General features: G+C 49.0%; 10 protein-coding genes and 2 pseudogenes. 7 read left to right on the forward strand and 5 right to left on the reverse strand.

Annotated features, from left to right (window positions below; all coding sequences use genetic code 11):
• From atpA to LVJ88_RS00410, 5 genes and pseudogenes are all read left to right on the forward strand, one after another.
• Nucleotides 1–1,548 carry a F0F1 ATP synthase subunit alpha gene (gene atpA / locus LVJ88_RS00390; RefSeq protein WP_085418528.1) on the forward strand — a complete coding sequence of 516 codons (1,548 nt, stop codon included), beginning with the start codon at nucleotides 1–3 and terminating at the stop codon, nucleotides 1,546–1,548.
• Between the two features lie 25 nt (nucleotides 1,549–1,573).
• On the forward strand, nucleotides 1,574–2,449 hold the full coding sequence (atpG, locus tag LVJ88_RS00395; RefSeq protein ID WP_085356633.1) for a F0F1 ATP synthase subunit gamma: 876 nt from the start codon (nucleotides 1,574–1,576) through the stop codon (nucleotides 2,447–2,449).
• Between the two features lie 36 nt (nucleotides 2,450–2,485).
• Complete coding sequence (gene atpD / locus LVJ88_RS00400; protein ID WP_054600629.1) at nucleotides 2,486–3,883, forward strand: F0F1 ATP synthase subunit beta; 1,398 nt, start codon at nucleotides 2,486–2,488, stop codon at nucleotides 3,881–3,883.
• Nucleotides 3,884–3,893: 10 nt separating this feature from the next.
• Nucleotides 3,894–4,319 carry a F0F1 ATP synthase subunit epsilon gene (locus LVJ88_RS00405; protein ID WP_085358649.1) on the forward strand — a complete coding sequence of 142 codons (426 nt, stop codon included), beginning with the start codon at nucleotides 3,894–3,896 and terminating at the stop codon, nucleotides 4,317–4,319.
• Nucleotides 4,320–4,388: 69 nt separating this feature from the next.
• A pseudogene (locus LVJ88_RS00410) lies at nucleotides 4,389–4,537 on the forward strand (lipoprotein signal peptidase).
• 454 nt (nucleotides 4,538–4,991) lie between these two features.
• Here LVJ88_RS00410 and LVJ88_RS00420 read toward each other — a convergent pair.
• A complete protein-coding gene (locus LVJ88_RS00420) occupies nucleotides 4,992–6,806 on the reverse strand; it encodes a BCCT family transporter (protein ID WP_233127592.1) in 1,815 nt (604 codons plus the stop codon).
• Between the two features lie 515 nt (nucleotides 6,807–7,321).
• Between LVJ88_RS00420 and sodA the strand changes: the two genes are divergently transcribed.
• The gene (gene sodA / locus LVJ88_RS00425) at nucleotides 7,322–7,942 is read left to right on the forward strand and encodes a superoxide dismutase [Mn] (RefSeq protein ID WP_054600532.1); all 621 of its coding nucleotides are present in this window, start codon (nucleotides 7,322–7,324) and stop codon (nucleotides 7,940–7,942) included.
• Nucleotides 7,943–8,160: 218 nt separating this feature from the next.
• Here sodA and LVJ88_RS00430 read toward each other — a convergent pair.
• Nucleotides 8,161–8,295: pseudogene (locus tag LVJ88_RS00430) on the reverse strand (lipoprotein signal peptidase); the annotation flags it as partial.
• A gap of 30 nt (nucleotides 8,296–8,325) precedes the next feature.
• Nucleotides 8,326–9,372: a metallophosphoesterase gene (locus tag LVJ88_RS00435; protein WP_085418541.1), complete on the reverse strand. Its 1,047-nt coding sequence runs from the start codon at nucleotides 9,370–9,372 to the stop codon at nucleotides 8,326–8,328.
• A 196-nt stretch (nucleotides 9,373–9,568) separates the two neighbouring features.
• Between LVJ88_RS00435 and LVJ88_RS00440 the strand changes: the two genes are divergently transcribed.
• The gene (locus LVJ88_RS00440) at nucleotides 9,569–9,988 is read left to right on the forward strand and encodes a glycine zipper domain-containing protein (protein ID WP_231990509.1); all 420 of its coding nucleotides are present in this window, start codon (nucleotides 9,569–9,571) and stop codon (nucleotides 9,986–9,988) included.
• Nucleotides 9,989–10,120: 132 nt separating this feature from the next.
• Here the strand turns inward: LVJ88_RS00440 and accC are convergent, their stop codons facing one another.
• A complete protein-coding gene (gene accC / locus LVJ88_RS00445; RefSeq protein WP_054600533.1) occupies nucleotides 10,121–11,482 on the reverse strand; it encodes an acetyl-CoA carboxylase biotin carboxylase subunit in 1,362 nt (453 codons plus the stop codon).
• Between the two features lie 96 nt (nucleotides 11,483–11,578).
• Nucleotides 11,579–12,046: an acetyl-CoA carboxylase biotin carboxyl carrier protein gene (gene accB / locus LVJ88_RS00450; protein ID WP_054600534.1), complete on the reverse strand. Its 468-nt coding sequence runs from the start codon at nucleotides 12,044–12,046 to the stop codon at nucleotides 11,579–11,581.
• Nucleotides 12,047–12,410: the final 364 nt, after the last annotated feature.

Genomic DNA, 12,410 nt, shown 5'->3' on the forward strand with positions numbered 1-12,410 from the left:
ATGCAGCTTAATCCTGCTGAAATTAGCGATTTGATTAAAGCCAAAATAGAAAATTTGTCTGTCAATGCAGAGATCCGCACTCGAGGTACGGTAATTTCTGTTACAGACGGTATTGTGCGCATTCATGGCTTGTCAGACGTTATGCAAGGTGAAATGCTTGAATTCCCCGGCAACACGTTCGGTTTGGCTATGAACTTGGAGCGCGACTCCGTAGGTGCTGTCGTGCTGGGTGAATATGAGCATATTAAAGAAGGTGACGAAGTTAAGTGTACCGGTCGTATTTTAGAAGTGCCTATTGGTCGTGAATTAGTGGGTCGAGTTGTAAATGCCTTAGGCCATCCGATTGATGGTAAAGGTCCGATTAACACCACACTCACAGCTCCAATCGAAAAGATTGCACCGGGTGTTATTGCGCGCCAATCAGTAGATCAACCGATGCAAACCGGTATAAAATCAATCGATTCTATGGTACCTATTGGTCGTGGTCAGCGTGAGTTGATTATCGGTGACCGTCAAACGGGCAAAACAGCAGTTGCACTTGATGCGATTGTTAACCAAAAAGGTACCGGTGTTATTTGTATTTACGTTGCAGTAGGCCAAAAAGCTTCTTCTATTGCTAACGTGGTGCGCAAGTTGGAAGAATATGGTGCAATGGAACATACCATTGTAGTTGCAGCCACAGCTTCAGAGGCAGCGGCATTGCAATTTATTGCACCCTATTCAGGCTGTACCATGGGTGAATTTTTCCGAGACCGCGGCGAAGATGCATTAATTGTTTACGACGATTTGTCTAAACAAGCTGTGGCTTACCGTCAAATATCATTGCTGTTGCGTCGACCACCCGGTCGCGAAGCTTATCCTGGCGACGTATTCTATTTACACAGCCGTTTGCTTGAAAGAGCCGCACGTATTAATGCCGATGAAGTAGAAAAACTGACTAATGGCGAAGTAAAAGGCAAAACAGGTTCTTTGACTGCTCTCCCCATTATTGAGACCCAAGCAGGTGACGTTTCAGCTTTTGTACCAACTAACGTAATTTCTATTACAGACGGCCAAATCTTCTTGGAAACAGATTTGTTCAACTCTGGTATCCGTCCGGCAATCAATGCGGGTATTTCTGTATCACGAGTGGGTGGTGCCGCACAAACTAAAGTTATTAAGAAACTCGGTGGCGGTATCCGTTTGGCTTTAGCTCAGTATCGCGAACTGGCGGCATTCTCTCAGTTTGCTTCGGATCTTGATGAAGCTACTAGAAAACAACTTTTACACGGTGAAGTTGTGACTGAACTGATGAAGCAAAAGCAATTCAGCACCCTTAGTACGGCTGAAATGGCATTAACTTTGTGGGGTATCAACAATGGTTCCTATGAAGATGTGCCTGTTTCGAAAGCTTTGGCTTTTGAGGCTGAGTTCCTGAGCTATGTCCGTACGCAACATCCTGAGGTACTTGAAGAAATTAATGCTTCGGGTGCTATGTCGGATGAAAATGAACAAGTGCTGACCCAGGCTATGAAATCATTCAAATCTTCTTACGCTTATCAAGCCTAAGAGTACAGGATGAAAGGAGTCTGAGATGGCAGTAGGAAAAGAGATTCTCACCAAAATCCGCAGTGTTCAAAATACTCAAAAGATCACTAAAGCGATGCAAATGGTGTCAACCTCTAAAATGCGGAAGACTCAAGAACGGATGCGTCTTGCACGTCCGTATGCTGAAAAAGTACGTTTGGTAATGAGCCATTTGGCTCAAACCCATTCTGATCATGGTGTCAAACTGCTTGAGCCGCATCGCAGCGTACAGCGTGTAGGATTCATCCTAATTACCACCGACAAGGGTTTGTGTGGTGGTTTGAATGCAAATGTGTTGAAAAAATTTTTAGCACAAGTTCAAGAGTATCAAGACCAAGGTATTGAAGTTGATGTGGTGTGTTTGGGCAGCAAAGGATTAGCAGCTTGCCAACGAATCGGATTGAATGTAATCGCCAGCGTTGTTAATTTAGGTGATACTCCGCGAATGGAAAAATTATTAGGAGCCTTGACCGAAATTTTCCAGCGCTATGAGAAAAAACAGTTAGATGCGATTCATTTGGTGTATTCAGGTTTTGTGAATACCATGCGCCAAGAGCCCCGCAATGAAATTTTATTGCCGATAGGCCAAAACACAATGGAAAGTGTGAGTGAAAGCAGTGATTATAATTGGGATTATCGCTATGAGCCCAGTCCTGTTGCTGTTTTGGAATATTTGGTCCGCCGCTATTTAGAGTCTGTGGTTTATCAGGCGTTAAGCGATAATATGGCTTCAGAGCAAGCCGCACGAATGGTAGCGATGAAAGCCGCTACCGATAATGCGGGTAATGCCATTAAAGAGCTGCGCTTGGTATATAACAAGTCGCGCCAAGCCGCGATTACCACGGAGTTGTCAGAAATTGTTGCCGGTGCTGCTGCTGTTTAAGGTGGCGGTATCGTGCATTTAAAATAGGATGCGATAATGAGCCAAGGCAAAATCGTACAAATTATCGGTGCGGTAGTTGACGTAGAGTTTTCCCGCGATGCTATTCCGCATGTGTATGATGCCCTGAAGTTAGTTGATCAAGACTTGACTTTAGAAGTTCAACAGCTTTTAGGCGATGGAGTAGTGCGTACCATTGCGATGGGCAGTTCAGACGGCCTCAAGCGCGGAATGTCTGTGATGAATACAGGTTCGCCGATTACTGTTCCGGTAGGTAAAGCTACGCTGGGCCGTATTATGGACGTACTCGGTAATCCGGTAGATGAAGCCGGCCCTGTTGGTGCAGATGTAAAACGTGCTATTCACCAAGAAGCTCCCAAATTTGACGAGCTTTCAAGCACTACTGAATTATTGGAAACAGGAATTAAAGTAATTGATTTGCTTTGTCCTTTCGCCAAAGGTGGTAAGGTAGGCTTGTTTGGTGGTGCGGGTGTTGGAAAAACCGTAAACATGATGGAGTTAATTAACAACATCGCCAAAGCACACAGCGGCTTATCAGTATTTGCCGGCGTGGGTGAGCGTACCCGTGAAGGTAACGACTTTTACCATGAGATGAAGGATTCCAATGTATTGGATAAAGTAGCCATGGTTTACGGTCAAATGAACGAACCTCCGGGTAACCGTTTGCGCGTTGCTTTGACTGGTTTGACTATGGCCGAATATTTCCGTGACGAGAAAGATGAAAACGGCAAAGGTCGTGACGTCTTGTTCTTTGTGGATAATATCTATCGCTACACTTTGGCCGGTACGGAAGTATCTGCATTGTTGGGCCGTATGCCTTCGGCAGTAGGTTACCAGCCTACATTGGCAGAAGAAATGGGCCGTTTGCAGGAGCGTATTACTTCTACTCAAACAGGTTCGATTACATCTATTCAAGCAGTATATGTGCCTGCGGATGACTTGACAGACCCGTCTCCCGCTACAACTTTTGCTCACTTGGATGCAACTGTGGTATTGAGCCGTGATATTGCTTCATTGGGTATTTATCCGGCAGTAGATCCGCTTGATTCTACTTCTCGTCAATTGGATCCGATGGTTTTGGGTCAAGAGCATTATGATGTAGCCCGCGGCGTACAATCTACCCTGCAAAAATATAAAGAATTGCGTGATATTATTGCCATTTTGGGTATGGATGAATTGTCTGATGAAGACAAACTGACAGTTATGCGTGCGCGTAAAATCCAACGTTTCCTGTCACAACCGTTCCATGTTGCAGAAGTATTTACAGGTTCTCCGGGTAAATATGTTTCTTTGCGCGACACTATCGCAGGCTTCAAGGCAATTTTGAGCGGTGAATATGACCACTTGCCGGAACAAGCTTTCTATATGGTTGGCGGTATCGAAGAAGCCGTAGAGAAAGCGAAAACCGTAAACTAAGGAGGCCGGCATGAGTGTCATGCAAGTTGAAGTGGTAAGTAATGAGCAGAATATTTATTCAGGGGAGGCTAGTTTTGTGGTTGTGCCGACCTTGGCTGGTGAGCTTGGTATTTACCCCAAACATGAGCCGATTATGAGTTTAGTCCGCCCGGGTACCTTACGTTTGACAGTACCGGGTTCTGCCGAAGAAATGTTAGTAGCGGTTTCAGGCGGCCTTTTGGAGGTTCAGCCGGATAAGCTGACTGTATTGGCCGATGTTGCAGTGCGTAGCGAAGAAATGGATCAAGCTCGTGCTGAAGAGGCTAAGAAAGCCGCAGAAGCCTGCATTTCTCAAGCTGCTGATGATGATTCACTGGCTAAAGCTCATGCAGCTTTGGCTGCAGCGATTGCGCAGCTGAAAACCTTGGATTATATTCGTTCGCAAAAAAACAAATAAAAATCTGTTTGTTAAACCAAAAGCACAGCATTTGCTGTGCTTTTTTATTGTATAGTCAATCTGAGACCTTTGCAAAACCTCCATCTGCGGCGCATTTCTGCGTTGTGCGCTGCTCGCTCGTTTGCGCCTATCTATATGATATGTCTGCACTCGCTGTGCTGCTACGCCTTGAACTGCACCCACATCTGAGGGTTTTGCAAAGGTCTCAATCTGCTTAATTTTACTACGATGTTGCTACTCCCTAGTTAAAGAGAACGATTGTGTATGCCGCTGAAGCGGCAACAGAATCGGTTTCGCACTTATATAGTTAATCCTCTTAGTTTTTAATACAAAGCACTAAGCCGAATACAGTACAACAGGTTGAGACCTTTGCCCCCCCCATCTGAGGCGCATTTCTGCGTTGTGCGCTGCTCGCTCGTTTGCCTATCTATATGATATGTCTGCACTCGCTATGCTGCTACACCTTGAACTGCATCCACATCTGAGGGTTTTGCAAAGGTCTCAGGTTGTACGGCAAGGCGCAGCAACGCCGTAGCTAAATGTAAGTTTATTTGCGATATGATGTATAACAAATCGCCGGCGCTTTTTAATGGAAGATGGGAGCGGAGAAAATAAATAAGCGGTGGGGAATATACCGCACCGCTTGGCATGTGTAGCGTATCTGCGTAAGGTTTAAGATGTCGCATCGTCGTTGCTGTGCCGCTTTTCTTCATAAACGGCTTGTTGCGCCAAAACAGAACCTTCGGGTGCTTGAGAAGTTTCTCCGTATTCCCACGGTGCATTGCTGGGGATTTCTTCGATGTGGATGGTTTTCAACGAATAATCAGGCTGGTAATACAAATCGTATTTGGCTGCTTTGATAACCGACAACATCATCATACTCATGATTACCAATAAAGGAGCGCCTGCAAAGATGGAGGCCGTCTGAAGCGTGTTCAGTCCGCCGATGAACATCAATGTTGCAGGCAAAATGCACAGTGTGAATGCCCAAAACAACCGGTTCCAACGGTGGGGTTCGCCGTGAACCTCGTGTTGCACAACAGATGCGAGAATATAAGAAATACTGTCGAAAGTGGTTGCGGTAAAGATTACCGCCAGCAGAGTGAACACGCCAATCGAAATTTGCGGCATCGGCAAGGTGGATAGAATCGCAAAAATCGTGGCGGTTGCGCCTTTATCGTTAAGTAGAGCGACCACATCCATCGCACTGCTCAATTGCAGGTAGAGACCGTAGTTGCCCAATACGATAAAGAATACGGCGCAGCCGAGCGAGCCGTAGAACATTGAGCCGATGGTCATTTGGCGGATAGTGCGTCCTTTGGAAATTTTAGCGATAAACAGGCCGATAGTCGGCGCAAAAACCAACCACCATGCCCAGTAGAAAATCGTCCAATCTTTCGGAAAACCGGTATTTTTGAAACCGTGCTGTTCAAAGTGGCCGAACGATTCCGCCCATGTCATCATGGTAAACATCTGGGTAAGCGAGCGGCCCAAGCTTTCCAAACCCACGTTCAAAATAAACACCGTAGGGCCGACTAACAACACAAAAATCAGAAAGGCAATGGCCAAGTAGAAGTTAAAGTTAGATAGTCTTTGGATACCGCCGCGCAAGCCCTGATAGGCACTGTAGGCAAAAATACAGGTAGTAACCAGCAGTACGCCCAAGCTGGTTATCCAATCAGACGGCAGGCCGAACAGTTTGTGCAAGCCTTCGGTAATCATCGGAGAAGCCAGGCCAAGAGAGGTTGCTCCGCCGCCTATCATGCCGAAAACAAAGAAAATATCAATCAAACGGCCCCAGTTGCTTTTCGTAAACTTTTCGCCCAACAAAGGCATTAAGCTTTGGCTGACCTTCAACACCGGAGAGTTGCGCACATGGGCAAAATAGGCAATGGCTACGGCGGGTACCAAATAAATCGCCCAAGCTATCGGCCCCCAATGGAACAGCCCATAGGTGCTGGCCCAGCGTACTGCGTCGGGTGAACCGGGAGCAATTCCGAACGGAGGCCCTTGGTAGTAATAAGCCCACTCGATGATACCCCAATAAAGAATGCCCGAACCGATTCCGCCGCAAAACATCATGGCTGCCCAAGAGCCGGTTTTGAACTCGATTTCGTCTTCGGGTTTGCCCAGTTTAATGTTGCCGATATCGGAAAAAGAAATATAAATAACAAAGATAAAAGCCAGCAGGCCGAATGCCAAATAACCGATGCCTAATTTGGCGGTAACAAAATCTTTAACCAAAGCGACCCAATCGGCACCCTCTTGAGGAAAGGCAATTAAAGGCAGGGTTACGCAAAGCAGAATGATCAAGACGCCGAAAAAAGTAAACCGGTCGATCCGTGTGTCGGGTGTAGAAGATGCGCCGTGGGGTTGAAAGTTTTTATCGGCATCAAACATGCCCAAATGCCGGTAGGAAGGGCGGGGCTGTGCCGGTTTGTAACGGAAGCGGACATCGGTAGAGTCGGGTTTGTTGTGAACAGACAATGTTGGCTCCTTATGTAGTGGTTATTGTTTTGAGTGTCATGTCGGTTTATCGCAAATAAACTGAACTTGCTGCGCCTTGTCGTACTGCTTGTACTGTTTGCGGCTTGCTGCTTCGTATCAAAAATAAGTTTATTTGCCATATGCACGCTTTTTATAATTTTTATAATGTATTGAAAGGTTTGTAAACAAAAGCGGCTTGTGTGCTCTGACGATTTTATGTAGATGTATGATTTTAAACAATAAAATTTTAATAACTTAAGTTGTTGATAAATAAGGTTAAGGCCGTCTGAAAAGCCTTTGCTGCGGGAAGGTTTTTGGTGCTTGCAGTCAAAGATAATTGTTAATATTATTCATGCTGACACTTTTGCAAAACCGACAGATAATGCGGCCTGCTTCTGTATCCGGTATGGCTGCATGATAAGCACTATCCGGTTTTGAAGGTTTTCCAAAGGTTTCATGCCGGAAACGGCGTTTTGGATTTCCAACCGCAACCAAAAATTTTTAAGGAGATTAAGATGGCTTACGTTCTGCCCGAACTCGGCTACGCTTACGATGCGTTAGAGCCTCATTTCGATGAGATGACCATGAATATCCACCACACCAAGCACCATCAGGCTTATGTAAACAATGCCAATGCCGCTTTGGAGAGCCTGCCCGAATTTGCCTCGTTGAGCGCCGAAGAATTGGTGTCGCGTTTGAAAGAACTGCCTGCCGACAAGCAAACCGTGTTGCGTAACAATGCAGGCGGACATGCAAACCATTCTTTCTTCTGGAAAAACCTTAAAAAAGGTACTGAATTGAAAGGTAAACTCAAAGAAGCCATCGAGCGTGATTTCGGTTCGTTTGAAGCGTTTCAGGCAGAATTTGAAAAAGCGGCGGCTACCCGTTTCGGTTCGGGTTGGGCATGGCTGGTGTTGGACGGAGGCCGTCTGAAAGTGGTTTCTACCGCCAACCAAGATACGCCGCTGATGGGTGAAGAGATTGCCGGTTGCAAAGGCTATCCGATTATCGGCTTGGATGTGTGGGAACACGCTTACTATCTGAAATTCCAAAACCGCCGCCCCGATTATGTGAAAGAGTATTGGAATGTGGTGAACTGGGACGAAGCGGCCAAACGCTTTGAATCCCAACAATAATCAGATAGAGAGATTAGCCCGGCTTGGATAGAGCAGGGCAGAATAAAGGGTTGAGGCCGTCTGAAAAAACTTATTCAGACGGCCTCAACCCTTTATACAACTTGAAACCTTTGCAAAACCCTCAGATGCGGATGCAGTTCAAGGCGCAGCAGCACAGCAAGAGACCTTTGCAAAACCCTCAGATGCGGATGCAGTTCAAGGCGCAGCAGCACAGCAAGAGACCTTTGCAAAACCCTCAGATGTGGATGCAGTTCAAGGCGTAGCAGCACAGCGAGTGCAGACATATCATATAGATAGGCAAACGAGCGAGCAGCGCACAACGAAGAAATGCGCCGCAGATGGGGGTTTTGCAAAGGTCTCAGCAAGTGCAGACCACGGAAACATTACACTGTTTTGACTACATCGCCGTTGTCAAATACCAATACCCGCTCCGGCCAGCGCATGGCTGCGAGATGGAAGGTGGAGCGTTCGACCGGCGTGCCGGCTTTGCGGTCGCGCCAGCGTGCGCCGACGGAAAAATCGAGACAGAACACATTGCGCCGTGCGCCGTGCCATGCGTTGCCGGCGGCAGGCAGGATGTTTTCCCTGTCGGGCGAGAGCGGTTGGGGCAAGCGGTTTCGCCAGTAGTGGCCGATAAGCACGGGAATGTCGTCGCGGTAATCGTCCCACCAGCTGCAACGTGCCGTAAACCGCCAGCGGCCTCCGGCATAGAACGGTTGGGATGCGATATTTTCAACACCGCTGGTTAGTGCGCGTATCGGGTGCAGGCGGCTGCGGTTGAGTTCGTATTGGGCGGTGGCAGGCATCGGCGGAGGAGGCTGGGGATGTTCCAGCGCGTCGGCGTAGCGTTGTTGTTCTTGCAAGTAGTCGGGATACCAAGAGGCCGTCTGAAGTGTGTGGCGCAGTTCGGCATCGAAACGGCGGTATTGTTCGGTAAGCGGTTCACCGGCGGCTGCTTCGAGGGCAGGGAAAGTGTGCGGTTGCCAAGCGGCATGAACGATACGCAGGTCGGCGCGCTCGAGTATCAACGGTTGGGCGGCCAAGCGGCTTTCCAAATCGGGTTTGCGCTCGTCGGGTAAAATGCGCCAAGGGGCATAACGTTCGGCGTCTTTGTTGTAACGCTGGGGAAAAAACCAGCCTGAGCCGTCTTTGGGGTCGTGCACAAGCGCATTCAGCTCGTGGTTGCCCAGCACGGTAAAGGCGTTGCCGGCATCGTGTGCCTGAAAAAACCAGTCGAGTACAGCGGGGCTGTCGGGGCCGCGGTCGCACAGGTCGCCGACAAAAACGATTTTTCTGCCTTGCGGGTGGCTGCCGTCGCTGCGGTAGCCGAGATGATGCAGCAAAGTTTGCAGGGCGTCGATTTCGCCGTGAACGTCGCCGATGATGTCGAGCGGGGTGTCGGGGAGGGGTTGGCGGTATTGATAGGACATGGTTTGTTTTCCCGTAAAGGCCGTCTGAAACATGACGGTCAACTGCATAATATTACATTGGCTGTGCATTTCTTAAAACCGGTGGGCAGTATGATACCGCAGGTTGCTTTAACCGACCGTTCTGCCATGCGTTGTCGGCAGATACGGCTTGTTGTGGTAAAAGCAACCTTTTCCCCGCAACTGTACGGAGATGTTTATGAATACTGTCCGCAAATCCATGATAGCCGCACTGGTTACTTCGGCTTTGGTGCTGGCACCGGCCGCCCAAGCGCGGATGACCGACCGCACTAAAGCTACGATCGTGGGTGCTGCCGTCGGCGGTGTAATCGGAAGTGCCGCAGGCAACAATATGGAAAGCACGTTAATCGGTGCTGCCATCGGCGGTACGGCAGGCAATCTGTATGCCAAGCGCAATCAAAAGCGTGAAGCGGCCGAACGTGAAAACCGCCGCCGTGAGGTGGTTTACCGCGACAGACACCATCATCATTACTATTATGATGACGACGATGATGACAAAAAGCGTAAAAAATACCGTCATCACCACGTCAGCCACAAAAAATACGGCAAAAAGCACGGAAAATACAAACGCTACGAGCGTGATGACGATGATGATTGATGGATGAACGCTTGAGGCCGTCTGAAAATCTGTTTTCAGACGGCCTCACCGTATCGAATGTGTATATTTCAGCTTCGCATTGAACAAAAACGAACGAACCGCCCGATGGATTCAGGCGGTTCGGTTTTTTAATCAGGCTTGCTGTTTGGCTTTACGTTCTTCCAGCCAGTGCTCTAAGTAGTGGATACTCACGCCGCCCGCTTGAAAACCGGGGTCGGCAAACAGATCACGGTGCAGGGGGGTATTGGTTTTGATGCCGGTAACGGCCAGCTCGGCCAGTGCCACACGCATTTTTGCCATGGCCTGTTCACGGTCTTTGCCGTGCACGCAGATTTTACCGATCAGGCTGTCGTAGTTGGGCGGAATGCGGTAGCCTTGGTAAATGTGGCTGTCCACCCGCACGCCCAATCCTCCGGGCAGGTGGCAGCTTTCAATCGGGCCGGGGCTGGGAATGAAGTTGTACGGGTCTTCCGCATTGATACGGCATTCGAAAGCATGGCCTTCCAGCACGATGTCTTTCTGTTTGTATTGCAAAGGCAGGCCGCTGGCTACGCGGATTTGCTCTTGAACGATGTCAACACCGCTGATCAGCTCGGTAACCGGATGTTCTACCTGCACACGGGTATTCATTTCGATAAAGAAGAATTCGCCGTCTTCATACAGAAATTCAAACGTACCCGCACCGCGGTAGCCGATGCGTTTGCAGGCGGCTACGCAGGCTTCGCCGATTTTCTTGCGTTCTTTTTCGGTAATGCCGGGAGCAGGTGCTTCTTCAATCACTTTTTGGTGGCGGCGTTGCATAGAGCAGTCGCGTTCGCCCAAATAAATGGCGTTGCCTTGTTCGTCGGCTAAGACCTGAATTTCGACGTGGCGCGGTTTTTGCAGATAACGCTCCATATAAACCATGGGGTTGCCGAATGCCATGCCGGCTTCGGTTTTGGTCATTTCCACCGATTTGAGCAGGTCTTCTTTTTTCTCGACCACACGCATACCGCGTCCGCCGCCGCCGCCTGATGCTTTGATAATCACGGGAAAGCCGACTTTATCGGCGATTTTGAGGATTTCGGCATCATCGTCGGGCAGCGCGCCGTCGGAACCGGGCACGCAGGGCACGCCCGCTTCGATCATGGCGTGCTTTGCAGATACTTTGTCGCCCATCAAGCGGATGGTATCGGCGCGGGGGCCGATAAACACGAAGCCCGATTGTTCTACCTGCTCGGCAAAGCTGGCGTTTTCAGCCAAAAAGCCGTAGCCGGGGTGGATGGCGTCGGCGCCGGTTACTTCGGCAGCGGCGATGATGGCGGGAATGTTAAGGTAACTTTGGGGGGAGGGAGCCGGGCCGATGCACACCGATTCGTCGGCCAGTTTGACATGCAGGCTGTCTTTATCGGCTTCGGAATGCACGGCAACGGTGGCGATGCCCATTTCGCGGCAGGCGCGTAATACACGGAGCGCGATTTCGCCACGGTTGGCTATCAATACTTTTTTCAGCATAAGATTCTTTCAGAAGAAGTTTCAAAGCAGGGCTTTGTTCTGAATGTAAGTAATTCAGACGGCCTCATGCACAGGGGCCGTCTGAAAATAATTCTGTTACTCGATGATAAACAATGGCTCGCCGTATTCGACAGGCTGGCCGTTTTCAACCAAGATTTCTTTGACCACGCCGGATTTTTCGGCTTCGATTTCGTTCATCAGTTTCATGGCTTCGATAATGCACAAGGTGTCGCCGGCCTTAACGGTTTGGCCTACTTCTACAAACGGAGGGGAAGTGGGGCTGGGTGCGCGGTAGAATGTGCCGACCATAGGTGATTTTTGTGCATTGGTCAGATCACGCGCAGCGGGAGCGGCAGGAGAAGCGGAAGGTGCGGCGGCAGGTGCCGCGGGGGCGGCAGGTGCAGGCGCGGCATGGTGAACGGCGGTAGGCGCAGCATAAATGGCTTGCTGGGGAGCGGTGGAGCGGGTAATGCGTACTTTTTCTTCACCTTCGGTCACTTCGATTTCGGCGATACCCGATTCTTCAACCAGATCAATCAATTTCTTCAGTTTGCGTAAGTCCATAAAGGTTCCTTTTGCTTAATGTAAAGCCGTGATTGCTTTGCGGCACGGATTGGCTGCCGTTTTGCCGCAAAACAGATGGTATGCTGCGCCTTTTTCTTAGGCGGTTACAAAAAAAGATATACGGATATTGTTACTAACTTGCTGCTAAATGTCCAGTAAAATATCAAAAAAAGGCAGTTTTGGGTAAAAACATCCGAAATAGGCCGAATGGAAAAAGCCGACGGGGACTCTTGTGAGTATTTATTCTAAACCTGAAGGCCGAAAGCTAAAAAACGTTAAAGTTTGCATGAGGAGTTCTGACGGGAGCAGAAGGGAGGAGGCTTCGGTAAAAGCCCGTTTGAGAGTATCGCGGCGGCCGATGTCT

This window comes from Neisseria dumasiana (assembly GCF_022870885.1).
Taxonomy (GTDB): Bacteria; Pseudomonadota; Gammaproteobacteria; order Burkholderiales; family Neisseriaceae; genus Neisseria; species Neisseria dumasiana.